Below are 16,729 nucleotides of genomic sequence, written 5' to 3'. Positions count from 1 at the left end.
TTTGAATTTTGAGCAAAGTATATTTTTCTACTTGGAACGGTGAGTTTGTAAACAACATCAACACGCCGATAGAGGAGTGGAAAGAGTCAGCTTACAACCTACCAGCACAATACGATAGTCACCGTGAATCAAAAGCCTTCATTGGCTGGGATGGCGTTGCACTTTTTGATAAAGATGTAGATGTTATCCGTTTGGCTATGGAGTACGCAGCACAATATCAAGAGTACTCTGAAGCGTGTGGAAGATGTGCGCCTGGACGCTGGGGTGGCAGAATCCTATATGATCAGCTTGACAAAATAGCTCGTGGTGAAGGCAGTGTAGCAGATTTAGACCACCTAAGAGAGATTGGTAAAAGTATGCAAATCACTTCAAAATGTGAGATTGGAAAAACTGTTCCAAACCCTATTCTTGACTTGATGACACATTTTGAGCATGTTTTTTTAGAGTGCATTAATGAGCAAAAACCATCAATCCACTATAGCGAATCTATCGCATATATCGCTAAAATAACTGCGCCTTGTACAGATGCTTGCCCATCACATGTAGATATTCCTGCATATATTGAGGGAGTTCGTGACCTTAGAATGGATGATTCACTTATGGCAACTCGCCAAACAATGCCTCTGGCACATGTTTGCGGTCGTGTTTGTCCACACCCTTGCGAAGATGCCTGTCGAAGAACAAACCTTGATGAGCCTATCTCGATTATGGCTTTGAAGCGTCTTGGAGCTGATTGGGAGACTGATCACGGTTATGACTTTTTTCATCCTATGGAGAAAAAACCTAATAATGGCAAGAGAGTTGCTGTTATTGGTGCAGGTCCTGCTGGGCTTACAACAGCTTATTATCTTGGAGCTGAGGGTGTTGAAGTTGATGTATATGAAGAGCTTCCAGTCCTTGGCGGAGAGGTTGCTGTTGGTGTTCCTGAGTACAGGATGCCAATTGATAAATACAACAAAGATATCGAATGTGTAAAAGATATGGGTGTTAATTTTATAGTAAATAGCAAGATTAACGCTGATGATATGAGAAGATTTGAGAGTGAATATGATGCTGTTATGGTTGCAACAGGAACAAGAATCTCTAAAAAAGTTTATTGTGACAATGAGAGACCTGAAATTTATGGTTATTGGGGTGCAATCGACTTTTTGGACAAAGTAAACCTTTATGAGAAGTATGGTTACACTATTTCCAAAGAGGAACAAGAGGAAAATCTCTTAACTACTCCTTATGTTGATTTAACTGGAAAAACGCTTGTTTGTGTTGGTGGCGGTTTTACATCTATGGACGTTGTAAGATGTGCTATACGTGCAAACGCTAAAAAAGTTTATATGATTTATCGTAGAGATGAAAAAACAATTATTAAAAATACAACTTATGAAGAGTACCACGAAGCGGTTGAAGAGGGTGTTGAATTTTTATTTCACTCAGCAGTAGCAGAGATGAGAGATGAAAATGATATTTTAAAATCACTTCTAGTAGATAAGTTTGAGCTAGTACCAGATCCAAATGGAGGACGTGCAGAACTTGTTAAAATCGAGGGCGCTTCTTATGTAATCGAAGCAGATTATCTTATACCTGCAGTTTCTCAATCAGCTGACTTGAAACTTCTTCCTGAGGAGTGGGAGATTGAGAAGACTTCTTGGGCTACTATCAAGACAAACGGCAAGGATTATATGACTTCAAGAAAAGGCATTTTTGCTTCAGGGGATTGTGAATATGGCCCTATGACAATTGTAAATGCAGTTGGTCAGGCAAAAAGAGCAGCCTCTGTTATGGCTAGATATGTTCAAAGCGGTGAGATAACTCTAAGTGATGATGAGATTATGGAAGATCATTTAAGAAAGCTAAGAGTTTATGATAAGAAAGAGAAAGTGACTGGTTGGCTTGCTGGAGTTCCAAGACAACATAGTGAAGTACTTGAAGTTGAAGATAGAAAATATAACAACAAAGAGGTAAACTTAGGCTTCACGCAAGAAGAGGCTATGAGCGAAGCTGAACGCTGTATGCGTTGTTATTATATAGCAATGGTACAGGCGTAAGAGGATGGATGAGATGAAAAAAGAGATTAATTTTAAAATTAATGGCGTCTCAGTTGTTGCTTCTAAAGGCGAGACTATCTTAAATGTTGCTCGTAAGAACGGCATCTATATCCCTACTATGTGTTATATATCTAAAACTTCTCCATGTGCATCTTGTCGTATGTGTGTTGTAGAAGCTAGTGGTATGGATGGATTTGTGCTTAGTTGTAACACACCACCAGTTGAAGGGGTAGAGATAACAACAGAAAGTGCAGCGCTAAATCATGAGAGAGTAAACATCATGAAGCTCTATGATGTAAATCATCCATTAGAGTGCGGTGTTTGTGACAAATCTGGAGATTGTGACCTTCAAAACAAAACTTTAGAGTTTAATGTAGGTCATCAAGACTTCTCAGCTCGTGATCAACTCCGCCCGATAAAACATTGGGGGCTCATAGATTATGAAGCATCACTATGTATTATGTGTGAAAAGTGTGTACACGTATGTAATGAGGTTATCGGAGATGATGCTATTGAAGTGAAGTTTGGTGGTTATAGCTCTGTTATAATCCCAAAAAATTCTGAACTGCTAGATTGTACTTTCTGTGGAGAGTGTATCGCAGTTTGCCCAGTTGGAGCACTTACAAGTAGTAGTTTTAGATACAGAGCAAATGCGTGGGAACTCTCTCGTGTACCTTCAACATGTGCTCACTGTTCAGCTGGATGCCCATTAGAGTATGAGACAAGACACAGCTCTATAAATGGAGATGATGAATTGTACAGAGTGAAAAATAACTTTGAATTTACATCTCTTTGTGGAGCAGGGCGCTTTGGTTTTGACTTTGACAACAAGGCTAAGCGAGACGAAAGTGCATTTAATAAAGCCATAGAAGCAATAAAAGGTGCAAAAGCAATTCGCTTCTCTTCTATGATAACAAACGAAGAGGCTCATATATTGGAGCTTTTAAAAGCAAAACTTGGGATAAAACTCTTCAATGAGGATGCAAGAAAGTTCGCTTCATTTATGCGCTCATACAGCTCTGTAAGTGGAAAACTTCACCATAGCGGCTCTCTTGATGCTATAAAACAATCAGATGCAGTTGTGGTAATTGGAAGCAGAATCGCAACCGATAATCCAGGTGTTAGATATGCGCTTACAACAGCTTCAAAGCATAATGGTGCAAAGATAGTATATATGCATCCAATGGAAGATACTTTGATGCAAAATGTTATAACTCAGATGATGAAGCATGAAGTAGGCACTGAAGAGGGCGTAATGGCACTTTTGGCAAATGCTCTTTTAAGTGATGCGCAATTAGATGATGATGAGAGAGCATTTTTTGATGAGTTGGACTTGGGATATATCTATGCTGAGACAAATATCGGCGAAGAAGAGTTCTCGCAGATGATAAAATCTTTTGCAAGAGCGACTAGACGTACTCTTGTTATAGGAAATGATCTTATTGCTCATGAGCGCTCAAGCAATATCGCAAAATTAGCAGCGCTTATTGAAAAGTATAGTGATTTCTCTTTAGTTGTTGTTCCACGTGAGGTAAATACTCTTGGCGCCTCACTTATAAACTCTTTGGATGTTGATGAAAATATATCTGATGTTATTGGTTATAACGCAAAAGGTTCTTTTGTTATCTCTTCACTTGAAGGTGCGGATTTGGCTATTGCGGCGCTTAACCAGCAAGAGGGAACATTTGTTAGTATAGACAATAGAGTGCTTCCTACAAATGTTGCGCTTACTTTTGATGGATATACTCTCAATGATATTGCAAAAGCATTTGATATAGTTAAAGATGAGACGATAGACTACACCAAAGAGTTAAACAGAAGTGTTGGATTTAAAGGTGTAGCGTTTGATGATTTAGAGAACTTTTTATCTCCTCTTGGAGAGGATAACAGAGGTTATATACTTGATGAAGTTGAGTGCAGAGCTGATGGCAAAATCCAAGAGCTTGATGATATGCCTGAATTTAATGGAACAATTATCTATCAGTGTGACCCAGTGCTTCAGTTTAACAACTATACGGCAAAAACTACACAACTCCCTAAAGAGAGCTTCTTAAGAGGTTCTGCGCAGTTTGCGGTTGCTGCTAAGATAAGTGATGGCGATAGAGTTGAGATAAGCTATGGCTCTACAAAGGTTACAAGAGAGTTTAAATTAGATAGTGAATTAAAAGGAACTGTAGCTCTAAATCCTACATTTGATATTAGTGTAGATGCTAGTAGATACAGATTTGAAAAATCCAAAATAGTGAGAGTAGTGTAATGAGTAAAATTACAATAAACATTGATGGAAAAGAGATAGAGACTCAAGAGGGCGAATATATTTTAAATGCTGCTCGTGCCAATGATATCTTTATACCAGCTATCTGTTACCTAACTAGATGTAGTCCTACACTTGCGTGTAGACTATGTTTGGTTGAAGCTGATGGCAAACAGGTATATGCATGTAATGCAAAGTCTAAAGAGGGCATGAGTGTTGTTACTTCGACTGAAAATATTATTAAAGAACGCCGTGCTATCATGGAAGTATATGATGTAAATCATCCTCTTGAGTGCGGTGTTTGTGATCAATCAGGAGAGTGTGAACTTCAAAACTACACTTTAGAAATGGGCGTTGATGCACAGCATTATGCAGTTAAAGATGTAGATAGAAGCGATATAGATTGGGGACATATTCACTACAACCCAGGTTTATGTATAGTTTGTGAGAGATGTGTAACTGCATGTAAAGACATGATAGGCGATAACGCGCTAAAAACAGTTGCGCGCGGTGCTGATGCACTTGAAGCTGAATATAAAGAGAGTATGCCAAAAGACGCTTATGCGATGTGGAACAAACTTAACAAATCTCTTATTGGGCTTACGAGTGGCGAAGAGATGCTTGATTGTACAAGTTGTGGCGAGTGTGCTGCTGTTTGTCCTGTTGGCGCTCTTGTTGACACACACTTTATATACAAATCAAACGCTTGGGAATTAAAACAGATTCCTGCAACTTGTGGACACTGTTCTGCTGGATGTCAGATAAGCTATGATGTAAAACATACAAGTATTGATAATACAGAAGCAAAAATTTATCGTGTTATGAATGAGTGGAACTATGTTTCACTTTGCGGTGCTGGAAGATATGGCTTTGACTATCAAAATGTGGTGGACGCTAAAGATGAAGCAGCATTTAAAAAAGCTATAGAAGCATTTAAAAAAGCGGACAGTCTCAAATTCAGTTCAACTATTACAAACGAAGAAGCTTACCTTCTTCAAGCTCTTAAAGAGAAGTTTGGCTATAAACTTGTAAACAAAGAGGCAAAAGCGCTTCAAACGTTCTTAAACAGTTACAGCGAAATTAGCGGAACTAAACTTTATGGATATGACTTAGAAGCAACGCATAATGTAAACTTTGTTATCTCAGTTGGAACAGCTCTAAAGAGCGATAACCCAAATGCGCGATATGCACTAAACAACTCTATGACTGTAAACAAAGGTGCTGGATTATATTTTCATCCTCTAAAAGACCCAGTAATTGAGGGGCTTGGCAAGAGCATAATGACTATGTATCATGCTCCGCTTCAAGAAGAGGTTGTTCTTTACCTAATCCTTGATCTATTTGCAGATAAAGAGAAGCTCCCATCTGAGATAGTAGAGTACTTGACATCATTCCACTCAAAAAAAACTGTAACTGTTGAAGAGATAATCAAAGAAGAGATTACTGAAATAGTTAAAGTTATGAAGAAAAATGAAGAGAGTGGCGAAGAAGAAGAGGTTGAAGAAGAGAAGAAAAAAATGGTTCCTAAGAAAATCTCTAAAGAGGTTGAAGTTGATGAAAATCGTCTCTTAGAGATACTTGGAGCTGATGATAACTTTATGGAGAGCTTAGAGAAAAACTTGGCTAAAAAAGATAGTTTCTCTCTATTAGCTGGACCAGACTTATACACACATCCAAATGCTAAAAATCTTGCTCGTTTGTTGGCGTTGATAGAAAAGTACAGTGCATTTGAAGTAACAATGATTCCTGCGCTCACAAACTCTCTGGGTGTTGCACTTATTTGTGAACTTGATGATGAAGTAGGCTCTTATACTATCGGCTATAACACTAAAGCGGACTTTACGCTATCGGCTTTAGGCGATGGAGATTTAGATATGCCTTCTATTAATCAACAAGAGGGAACTCTAACAAGTATAAACAAAAGAGTAAACCCGACAAATGCGGCTATCGGTTATAACGGATATGAGCTAAATGATATAGCAAATGCTTTAGGTTTTAGCGCAGAGAATGTTATAGAATATACAAAAATGCTTCCAACAAAAAGTGGATTTATCTCAAAAGATTTTGATGAGTTACCAAATCATTATGAGAATGATGGAACAGAGTGTCGTGGATACCTGCTTAATAATGTTGCAGTTGAGAGAAGCGGTGATGAGAGTGTAGAGAAATTTAGTGATACAAAACTTGAGGGAACTCTGATTTATCTAGCGAATCCAGTTAGACAGTTCACTCCATTTACATATAAAACTACAAACCTTGATGAGGTAAGCGGTGTCTATATGAGTGAAGAGTTCTTGGCTAAATCTGATTTTAATGAAGGAGATACCGTGAGAGTTAAGAGTGTAAGCGGTGAACTTGTAGCAAAAATAGTTAGTGATAACAAAATAAGCGGAGATATTATAGTTCTGCCGACATTTGATTCTAAATTAAACTCAGAGGCACTGTTTAGCTCATACCGCTTTGCAACAGCTTCGATTGAAAAGGTGTAATATATGGAAGCGTCATATTTTATAGAGACGATAATAAAAATCGTTGTTATTTTACTTATATTCTCAGCATTAGCTGGGATTGGTACTTATTTTGAGAGAAAAGTTCTTGCGTTTATGCAACGCCGTCTTGGACCTGTAAATGTAGGTCCTTTTGGACTCTTACAAGTTGCAGCTGATGGTATCAAGCTCTTTACAAAAGAGGATATTGTTCCTACAAATGTTGTTGGAAGAATCTTTAAGATTGCACCTGTAATTACAGCAGCAACAGCATTTATGGCTGCGGCTGCTATTCCATTTTTGCCATCTTTTACAATTTTTGGATATGAAGTTCATCCAATTGTAGCAGATGTTAATATCGGTATATTATATATACTTGGAATAATGGGGGTTGGTCTTTATGGTCCTCTTCTTGGTGGTATGGCTTCTGCAAATAAGTTCTCACTTATCTCTGCTGCTCGTGGAGCTGCTGTATTTATCTCTTATGAGGTTGTAACTGGTTTATCTATTTTAGCACCTATTATGATGGTTGGTTCTTTATCGTTAATTGATTTTAATGAGTATCAATCAGCTGGAATAACAAGCTGGATAGTGTGGACTCAACCTGTTGCGTTTGTCCTTTTTTGGATAGCAGCTTTTGCTGAGACAGGTAGAACACCATTCCACTTAATAGCAAATGACCATGAGATTATTGATGGATTTGGAACAGAGTATTCTGGTATGAGATGGGGACTTTTCTTCATCGGTGAGTATGCAAACATGTTCTTTATCTCTTTTGTAATTGCTATCCTTTTCTTAGGTGGATATGGTGATGGAAGCTTTTTGGGAGCACTGGGCTTACTTGGAAAAGTTGCATTTTTCTTCTTCTTCTTCTTGTGGACAAGAGCGGCTTGGCCAGATGTAAGACCAGATCAATTGATGTGGTTATGCTGGAAAGTTTTAATGCCAATAGCAGTACTAAACATACTTATCACTGCTATTGTAATGATGTAAGGGGTAGAGATGCATAATGAACATATTGAACAACATTTTACGGATAGAAATGTAACTGAACTAAGTAGCGATTACTATATGGTAGACATTGCTCCTTATCCAACTGATGGATGGGGGAAATTTACAAGAACACTAAAGCGAGCGATTAGAGGCGAACTATTTGTTGGTCTTTGGGTAGTGCTTCGTGAGATGATAAGATTTGATATTCACACGATTCAGTATCCTCTTGAAAAGATGCCAATAGGTCCAAGATACAGAGCTGTTCATGAGATGAAAAGACTTTGGGAATCAGATACAGAGAGATGTATCGGATGTGGACTTTGTGAGAAGATTTGTATAAGTAACTGTATTAGAATTGATACAAAATTAGATGAAAATTCTCGTAAAGAGGTAACTGAATACAGTATCAATCTAGGTCGTTGTATTTTTTGTGGATATTGCGCTGAAGTTTGTCCTGAACTTGCAATTACGCATGGTGGAGAGTATGAGAATGCAAGTGATCAAAGAGAGCACTTTATAATGTACCAAGATATGCTTACTCCTCTTGATAAGATGAGAGCAGGAACTCAAATAGAGTTTGAAGGTTTTGGTGCAATTACACCACATGAAGATGAGCGTGTTAAAAAAACACCTCTAGCTTATTAAGGAGTTTAGTTATGTTTGAAGCAATAGCATTTTACCTTTTCGCTTTTTTAACAATTGCAATGTTCTATGTTGCGGTAACAACGTCACAAGCGTTATATGCCCTCTCAGCACTTGCAGCAGGAATGATTTTTATATCAGCGTTTTTCTTTATCTTAGGTGCTGACTTTTTGGGTGCAGTCCAAATAGTTGTCTACTCTGGAGCTGTTATGGCTCTGTATGCTTTTGGTATGATGTTCTTTGACACAACAAGAGAGGTAAAAGAGAAGCAAGGAAATAAAGCGATAGTTATCGGACTTAGCTCTTTAGCAGCACTTATGGTGGTTGTTATTGTTGCTGCTCCAATCGTTGGCAATAATATTGAAGCAATCTATCCAATGACTGAAGGTGTTGGAAATACTCAAGAGGTTGGTATGATTCTTTTTACAAAGTATCTAGTGCCTTTTGAAGTAGCCGCTGTTATGCTTTTAGTAGCGATGATTGCTGGAATCGTTCTTGCAGGGAAGAAGATGGATTTATCTTTAACTCTTATGAACGATACAGACTTAATGACAATGAAAGAAGAAGATAAAAAGGTTCACCCATGATGGAAATAGGATTAAATCACTATCTTGTACTATCAACTATACTTTTTGCAATAGGTTTAGTTGGTGTTATGAGAAGAAAAAATCTACTAATGCTCTTTTTTGCAACGGAGATATTACTGAATTCAGTAAATATATCTTTTGCTGCAATCTCTCACTATTATGGTGATTTGACTGGCCAAATGTTCGCATTCTTTGTGATAGCAATTGCTGCATCAGAGGTTGCTGTAGGGCTTGGGCTTTTAATTGTTTGGCATAAAAAACATAACAATATTGACCTAGATAATATGTCAAGTATGAGAGGATAACAGTATGGAACTATTTTTATATACAGCACTTTTCTCACCACTTGTTGGCTCTTTATTTGCAGCTCTTTTTGGAGCTTCACCAAAGACAAAAATAGCAGGAATAGTACCGAGTGCACTTCTTGGAGTATCTCTTATTAGCAGTACTATTTTACTTATACTTGTATTTACAACAGGGCATACTCTTCATGTTGAGATGATGACTTGGATGGCAACTGGAGATTTATATATCCCTTTTGGTTTTGTAGTTGATCAGGTAAGCGTGGTAATGATGATGGTTGTAACTCTTGTTTCTACTGTTGTTCACGTTTACGCTGTTGGCTATATGGACCATGATAAAGGCTTTAATAGATTCTTCTCATATCTTTCAGCTTTCGTTTTCTCTATGATGATACTTGTTATGAGTGATAACTTCGCAGGTCTTTTTATAGGTTGGGAAGGTGTAGGGCTATGTTCATGGCTGCTAATTGGTTTTTGGTACCACAAAGAGAGTGCATCTTGGGCGGCTAATGAAGCGTTTATTATGAACCGTATCGCTGACCTTGGAATGTTAATCGGTATCTTCTTGGTTTATTGGAATACAGGAACGTTACAATATGATGGTGCTTTTGCAGCAATGCCATCACTTGATACTGCTACTCTTACATGGATAGGAATCTTCTTATTTATTGGAGCTATGGGTAAATCTGCACAGTTCCCTCTTCATACTTGGCTAGCAGATGCGATGGAGGGACCAACCCCAGTATCAGCGCTAATTCACGCAGCAACGATGGTAACAGCTGGTGTATATCTAGTTGTTCGTTCAAGCCCACTATATGAGCTAATCCCTAACGTTGGGCTTTTCATTGCAAGTCTTGGAGCATTTGTTGCTCTTTTTGCTGCATCAATGGCACTTGTAAACCGTGATATGAAAAGAGTTATTGCATACTCTACACTCTCACAACTAGGTTATATGTTTGCAGCTGCTGGACTTGGAGCTTACTGGGTTGCACTGTTCCATCTTATGGCTCACGCATTCTTCAAAGCACTTCTATTCTTGGGTGCTGGAAATGTTATGCACGCTATGCACGATGAGTTAGATCCATTTAAAATGGGAGGTCTCGGCAAGGTAATGAAGGGCACATTTGTTATGATGACTGTCGCTTCAGTGGCACTTGCTGGAATCTTTCCTCTTGCTGGATTCTTCTCAAAAGATTTGATTTTAGAAGTAGCTTTTGTTAATCATCACTATGTAATCTACGCAGTTCTTCTATTTACTGCAGCACTTACAGCATTTTACTCATTTAGACTTGTTGCACTTATATTTCATGGTGAGGAGAGATACAAACTATTTGGTATCCATCCACATGAAGCGTATAAGTTTATGCTTGTTGCTATGAGTCCGCTTCTTCTTTTAGCAGTTATTGCTGGAGCATTTAAAGCTGGTTATTTTGATATGGTCACGCAGCTTCTTCCAGATACTGAGTACCATGTTCACTCTGCTGCAACTTATTGGATTATGACAATAGGAACTCAACTTCTTGTTGGATTTGCAATTTTTTATGCATATAAAAAATACACACGCAGAGATATTAAAGTGCCAGACGGAACTTCAAAAATGGAGAATAGTTTTGCATATAAGCTACTTATAAATCAATACTACATTCCATATTTTTATGAAGAGTATATCGTCAAGGCATACAGAGAGCTATCAGAAATTTTCTGGACAAAAATAGATCAAAAAATTGTAGATGGAACTGTTGATGGTATAGCAAATATACTCTATAAAACAGGAAATACAACAAGAGTTATGCAGAGTGGCAATCTATCTACCATGTTAAAATGGATGGTAGCTGGAACCGTTGCTTTACTATCACTAGCTGTAGTTTTTGGACTAGCAGCTAGATATTCTGGAGAAATCAAGTCAATTCTCTCAGGTTTAGGAGTTTAACATATGCTAGATCATATATTATCGATTTTAATTTTCTTCCCAGCATTAGCAGCTATTCTTGGCTTTGTGGTTAACAAAAACAGTATACGCTCTTATGGTGTGGCTGTTGCTACAGTTGAGTTTTTACTTGCACTTTGGTTATGGTTTGCATTTGATTCTAATGTATCTGGAATGCAATTTATGGAGCAAATCGCATTAGTTCCTGCTTTTGGTATCAACTATATAGTTGGTGTTGATGGAATTTCTCTATTTATTATCATACTAGCTGCATTTTTTACCATGATTGGTATTGCTTCACTTGGCGAGATGAAAGATATAAAAAACCTAATCATTACTCTTCTGTTTTTACAGATGACAATGGTTGGTGTGTTTGTTGCACTTGATGCTATTGTGTTTTATCTCTTTTGGGAGCTATCACTTGTTCCGATGCTTTATATCATCGGTGCGTGGGGTGGGCCACTTAGAATATATGCTTCAGTTAAATTTTTCTTATACACATTTACGGGTTCACTTGTAATGCTTGTTGGTATGCTGTTTATGGCATATTTCTATCATCAAGCAACTGGAGATTGGAGTTTTGCGCTTCTTGATTGGTATCGTCTGATACTTCCAGAATCATTCCAAAATTGGCTATTTGTTGCCTTTTTCTTTGGTTTTGCTATCAAAGTTCCAATGTTTCCGTTTCATACATGGCTTCCATACGCTCACGGTCAAGCGCCAACTATCGGTTCGGTAATACTTGCGGCAATCCTTTTAAAAATGGGTACTTACGCATTTATCCGTTTCTCTCTGCCGCTTTTCCCAGATGCGTCTGTTTACTTTATGTATCCAATAGCAGTTTTAGCGATTATAATGATTATATACACTGCTATGGTTGCATACGCACAAAAAGATATTAAGCAAGTCGTTGCTTACTCATCTGTATCGCATATGGGTGTAATTATTCTTGGTACGTTTGCTCTTAACGTTGAGGGTATTACAGGATCAATCTTTTTAATGATAGCTCACGGAGTTGTTTCAGGTGCGCTCTTCTTCCTTGTAGGTGTTATTTATGATAGAAGACATACAAAACTTATGAGTGAGTTTGGCGGTCTAGCTTCAGTTATGCCTCGTTATGCAACTATCTTTGGAATAATGCTAATGGCTTCTGTTGGTCTACCTCTTACAATCAACTTTGTTGGAGAATTTTTAAGCCTACTTGGCTTTTATAAGCAGTCACATATACTGACTCTTTTAGCTGGAACAGCTATCATAGTTGGTGCTATTTATATGCTTAGTGCTTATAAAAAGATGTTCTTTGGAGTGGTTACAAAAGATGAAAATAGAAATCTTCCAGATGTAAACAAAAAAGAGCTTTTTGCACTTATTCCATTAACAGTTATTACTATCTGGCTTGGGGTATATCCAAAACCGCTATTAGAGCCTATCAATAAAAGTGTTGAAGGAATCGTTACTTTGATGCATGAGAAATCTATAAGTGAAGAAGCAAAATTAAGAATACCAAATATCAATAAAGATATGGGTCTTATAACTAAATCATCAGGGGAGGCACACTAATGTTATCACCGATAAATGTATCGATTGAGTCGTTAAATCTAATGACTCTTGCACCAATGCTAATTCCAATTATTGGCGCACTCTTAATTATTGTTATAGATCTGTTTAAAAGTGAACAAGATAAGACTCTGTACGTAATGTTAAGTCTTCTGATTTTAGGAGTTGACTTTGTTGCACTTGTAGATTCTGCAGGGCTATTTTTAGATAATGGAACAATTACTGGCGTATTTGACATGATGTTAATTGATGGCTTGGCAATATTGTCTCAGTTTATTATTGTCGGTGCTTCGATGCTCTTTATACCATTGGCACTTACACACAAGAGATTCCATGAGTTCTCATATCCTGAATTTTTTGCACTCTTTTTGTTTATGATTGCAGGTTTCCAATTTATGGTTGCAACTGATAATCTTATACTTATATTTGTTGGCTTAGAGACAGCATCTTTAGCGCTTTATACTCTAATCGCAATGCACAATCGTGACAAGTCATTTGAAGCAGCTGTAAAGTACTTTACTATGGGCGCACTAGCTGCTGGATTTTTCAGCTTCGGTTCGATGGTATTTTACGCACTTACAGGTTCAGTTGAAATCAATCAGATAGCAGCAGTTCTAGAGGCTAATAACTATGCAGATATAGGTTTTGTTCTTGTTGGTGTTGTATTTTTACTTGCATCATTTGGCTTTAAACTCTCTATGGTTCCTTTTCACACATGGACACCAGATGTTTATGAGGGGAGTTCAGCTGCACTAGCTGGTTATATGTCAATTGTTCCAAAAATAGCGGCATTCATAGTAGCTATGAGACTTTTTGAATTTTTAATTCATAGTGGAGTTGTTTGGCTTGAGGTAATTTTATATATGGGTGTTGTAATGACAATGACCATGGCAAATATTTGGGCACTTGTTCAAACAGATGTTAAGAGAATGTTAGCGTATAGCTCAATATCTCATGCTGGTTTTGTAATGGCTGCGATACTTATCGGAACTACACAGTCAAATAGTGCACTTTTCTTGTACTGGATACTATTTAGCTTTACAAACTTAGGATCGTTTTCTATGCTTTGGATAAGCAGACAGAAAAATCTTCCTGCGCATCAACAATCAGATCATAGTTATGATAAATTTGCTGGTATGGTTAAGACATCACCAGTTGCAGCGTCTATTATGGCTCTGTTTATGTTGAGTCTTGCTGGTCTTCCTCCATTTGCTCTATTTTGGGGTAAGTTATATATGCTTAGCGCTGCCATCAGTAGCGGATATACTGTATTAGCCCTAATTATGGCACTTAACTCTGCTATCGCAGGATATTACTACCTAAAACTTATTGTTTATATGTTTATGAAAGATCCAGTAGTAGAAAATAATGGACACGTATATAGTGCAAATGCAACACTTCCGCTTAAAACAATTATCGGTTTTGCTGCAATAGGAACTATTTTTGCTTTTATAGCGGTAAATCAGCTCTTAGAGTTTGTTACGCTCTTTGTATATAATAGCGGATACTAATAGAAAATATTTTTATATAAAGGAGGAGGGAGCATTTGTTTAAAATAACACTCCTTCTTCTTCTCTCTTTTCAAATTTTTGCTCTTGAGATATCTCTTAGCGGGGCAAAAGAAAATCATGAAGCTTACTCAACACTTCATCTAAATCATAATGATAAATTTTTATGTCAAGAGTTCAAAGATGATTATGAAAACGTCACAAAAATCGTATGCGCTTTTTCTAAACTGCCATCTCAAAAATTACAAAAACTTCAAAACAATTTTTTTGAAATTGAGAGTGAAGTGAAAAAAGGGACCTTTTTCTTAATAATAAAACCATATGAAAAAATGAAACTTTATCCAATAGTATTTAATCTCACAAAAGAGGAGACTCTCTTTGGCGCAGATGTAGAGCTATCTGAGCATTGGATGATAGTTGGTTATAAAAATGAAATCCCATTTATAAAAAAAGATCCAACTAATAATCTTGCTATCAATTTTCCATTTACATCACAACAAAATAAATTTCCATACGTAGGAAGCCTAGATATTAAAGGTAACCCAGTACATATTAAAAGAGTTGGTGATGCAACAGAGTATATAAAAATAAAAAAATTATATGATGAAAAAAATTATGAGTTTGCATTAGAGCTATGTGATGATATTATAAAAGAGTATCCAAACTCGCTATTTAGGGCAGAGTTACTTTTTTATAAGATTAGAATAGATTCTAAATTAAATGAAAATGAGAAGCTTATTGAAGTTGCAAAAGAGTACCTAAGAGACTACTCATCTGATGAGAATGTTGCTGAAGTTATCTCATTGATTGCAAAGGCTTATAATAAAATTGGCTTGAATAGTGATGCTGATTATTTTTATGACAGACTATTTAGCGAACATTATGATTCTGTTTATGCTAAATGGGGATATATCTATATGGCAGAACTGCTAGAGGAGTCAGGAAGCACCCAAAAAGCCCAGACACTATATGAAAAAGCACTAAAAGAGACTGACAATATTGATGTTGCTGTTGAAGCAGCATTTAGATTGAGCAGAGTATTAATCTCAAATACAAAGATAAGTGAAGCAGCAAAACATATAGAAAAAATAGCCCTCGTAAGTCCTAAATACTTTATTGAAAAAAAGGTAGATTCAACAGATATGATGTATGAATTTGCAGATAACAGTGACTTTATATCAGCCGCTACAATAGCAAAAGCACTCTATGAAAATATGGAAACCGCTGAAGATGGATACGAAGAACTAATGAAAAACAGAGGCATTTGGCTCTCTCAATCATCTAAGAAAAAAGAGGCTCTTATTGCACTCAATATATATGTTGATAAATTTCCAGATGGTATATTTTTATCAGACGTACAATTTGCAAAAGACTCACTATTTTTTGATATAAATGATGATAATACAACTACCAAATTTGAGACATATGATAAGTTGATAAATGAGTACGCAGGAGATAGAATTGGCGATAAAGCTCTTTATGAGAAAGTAAAACTTTTGATAGAGCAAAAAATGTTTAAAGAGGCTCTCTCGCTTGAAGAAGATATGACAAAACTAGATAAAGTAGAGTACGGAGATGTACCTGAACTTATCACTGATGCAGCAATAGGCGTAATGGAGTTGTCACTAAAAGAAAAAGAGTGTAACAAAGTTCTTCTTATCTCATCAAAATACAGTATTGAGCTATCAAGTGAGTGGGATGATGGAATTTATGATTGTGCTATGAAGGGCGGGGATTTTGAACTTGCTAAAAAGATGGCAGATAGAAATATAAAGTCTAAAGATTTAGAACTTAGAAAAAAATGGTTATACAGATATATCAAGATAGATTTTGCAACAGGAAATTATAGCAATGTGATAGAAGCCTCAAAAGAGCTTGTTACGCTTATACAAGGTGATAAAGAATCCCCTTATATGGATGTATATAGAAATCTATTTGATACATATCAGAGAGTAGAAAATAGAGAAAAAATCATAGAGTCAATTCTGAAAATTATTAACATTTATGGCGAGGATTATGTAGACATAGATAGATATGTAGCAGTTATGGGAGTTGGAAGTCAGACAAAAGATACAAACTTAGTTATTGAGTATGGTGAAAAAGTTTTAAATATTCAAAAAAAATCAGACTCAAGACCCCAAACACCGTATGTAGAGTTTACGTTATATGAAGCATACATTCAAAAAGAGAACTACAACAAAGCTCTTGAGGTCATAAAACTGCTTGATGATGCAACACTGAGTAAAAATAACAAATCAAGACAAAAATACCTCCTTGGAAGCGTTTTAGAGAGACTCTGGAGAGATGATGAGTCCAAAAAAGCGTATCAAGAAGCGATAGACACAGATCCAACTTCTGCTTGGGCAGGACTTGCAAAGAGTGCTAAAACTATAAATAGCAACTAGAAATTTTATATAGTTGAGTTACAATA

General features: G+C 36.7%; 11 protein-coding genes. All 11 read left to right on the top strand.

Translation table 11 applies throughout. From position 1 onward, the window contains the following. Positions 1 to 8: 8 nt before the first annotated feature. Genes AC6H33_RS09615 through AC6H33_RS09565 form a run of 11 tightly spaced genes read left to right on the top strand, consistent with a single transcriptional unit; the run spans position 9 to position 16,703 of the window. Entirely contained in the window at positions 9 to 2,042 is a 2,034-nt protein-coding gene (locus AC6H33_RS09615; RefSeq protein WP_497604667.1) for an FAD-dependent oxidoreductase, read from the top strand. A gap of 13 nt (positions 2,043 to 2,055) precedes the next feature. Further along, a complete protein-coding gene (locus AC6H33_RS09610) occupies positions 2,056 to 4,299 on the top strand; it encodes an NADH-quinone oxidoreductase subunit G (protein ID WP_497604666.1) in 2,244 nt (747 codons plus the stop codon). Then, on the top strand, positions 4,299 to 6,785 hold the full coding sequence (locus AC6H33_RS09605) for an NADH-quinone oxidoreductase subunit G (protein WP_497604665.1): 2,487 nt from the start codon (positions 4,299 to 4,301) through the stop codon (positions 6,783 to 6,785). The genes AC6H33_RS09610 and AC6H33_RS09605 overlap by 1 nt, the downstream gene beginning before the upstream one ends. Before the next feature lie 3 nt (positions 6,786 to 6,788). After that, positions 6,789 to 7,775 carry an NADH-quinone oxidoreductase subunit NuoH gene (gene nuoH, locus AC6H33_RS09600; RefSeq protein ID WP_497604664.1) on the top strand — a complete coding sequence of 329 codons (987 nt, stop codon included), beginning with the start codon at positions 6,789 to 6,791 and terminating at the stop codon, positions 7,773 to 7,775. Positions 7,776 to 7,784: 9 nt separating this feature from the next. Then, positions 7,785 to 8,420 carry an NADH-quinone oxidoreductase subunit NuoI gene (gene nuoI / locus AC6H33_RS09595; protein ID WP_497604663.1) on the top strand — a complete coding sequence of 212 codons (636 nt, stop codon included), beginning with the start codon at positions 7,785 to 7,787 and terminating at the stop codon, positions 8,418 to 8,420. A gap of 11 nt (positions 8,421 to 8,431) precedes the next feature. After that, positions 8,432 to 9,004: an NADH-quinone oxidoreductase subunit J gene (locus tag AC6H33_RS09590; RefSeq protein ID WP_497604662.1), complete on the top strand. Its 573-nt coding sequence runs from the start codon at positions 8,432 to 8,434 to the stop codon at positions 9,002 to 9,004. Further along, on the top strand, positions 9,001 to 9,309 hold the full coding sequence (nuoK, locus tag AC6H33_RS09585; RefSeq protein WP_497604661.1) for an NADH-quinone oxidoreductase subunit NuoK: 309 nt from the start codon (positions 9,001 to 9,003) through the stop codon (positions 9,307 to 9,309). The genes AC6H33_RS09590 and nuoK overlap by 4 nt, the downstream gene beginning before the upstream one ends. Before the next feature lie 4 nt (positions 9,310 to 9,313). After that, a complete protein-coding gene (gene nuoL / locus AC6H33_RS09580; protein WP_497604660.1) occupies positions 9,314 to 11,236 on the top strand; it encodes an NADH-quinone oxidoreductase subunit L in 1,923 nt (640 codons plus the stop codon). A 3-nt stretch (positions 11,237 to 11,239) separates the two neighbouring features. After that, positions 11,240 to 12,793, top strand: coding sequence for an NADH-quinone oxidoreductase subunit M (locus AC6H33_RS09575; RefSeq protein ID WP_497604659.1), 1,554 nt, complete (start codon positions 11,240 to 11,242; stop codon positions 12,791 to 12,793). Beyond that, a complete protein-coding gene (gene nuoN / locus AC6H33_RS09570) occupies positions 12,793 to 14,301 on the top strand; it encodes an NADH-quinone oxidoreductase subunit NuoN (RefSeq protein ID WP_497604658.1) in 1,509 nt (502 codons plus the stop codon). Before AC6H33_RS09575 ends, nuoN begins: the two co-directional genes overlap by 1 nt. Positions 14,302 to 14,336: 35 nt before the next feature. Beyond that, positions 14,337 to 16,703, top strand: coding sequence for a DUF7494 domain-containing protein (locus tag AC6H33_RS09565; protein ID WP_497604657.1), 2,367 nt, complete (start codon positions 14,337 to 14,339; stop codon positions 16,701 to 16,703). The last annotated feature ends 26 nt before the right edge of the window (positions 16,704 to 16,729 follow it).

The organism is Sulfurimonas limnophila (assembly GCF_059705345.1).
This window is presented reverse-complemented; position numbering and strand designations above follow the sequence as displayed.

Coding starts and splice junctions, on each gene's coding strand:
- AC6H33_RS09610 (WP_497604666.1), top strand. CDS start 2,056: ATGAAAAAAGAGATTAATTTTAAAATTAATGGCGTCTCAGTTGTTGCT.
- AC6H33_RS09605 (WP_497604665.1), top strand. CDS start 4,299: ATGAGTAAAATTACAATAAACATTGATGGAAAAGAGATAGAGACTCAA.
- nuoH (WP_497604664.1), top strand. CDS start 6,789: ATGGAAGCGTCATATTTTATAGAGACGATAATAAAAATCGTTGTTATT.
- nuoI (WP_497604663.1), top strand. CDS start 7,785: ATGCATAATGAACATATTGAACAACATTTTACGGATAGAAATGTAACT.
- AC6H33_RS09590 (WP_497604662.1), top strand. CDS start 8,432: ATGTTTGAAGCAATAGCATTTTACCTTTTCGCTTTTTTAACAATTGCA.
- nuoK (WP_497604661.1), top strand. CDS start 9,001: ATGATGGAAATAGGATTAAATCACTATCTTGTACTATCAACTATACTT.
- nuoL (WP_497604660.1), top strand. CDS start 9,314: ATGGAACTATTTTTATATACAGCACTTTTCTCACCACTTGTTGGCTCT.
- AC6H33_RS09575 (WP_497604659.1), top strand. CDS start 11,240: ATGCTAGATCATATATTATCGATTTTAATTTTCTTCCCAGCATTAGCA.
- nuoN (WP_497604658.1), top strand. CDS start 12,793: ATGTTATCACCGATAAATGTATCGATTGAGTCGTTAAATCTAATGACT.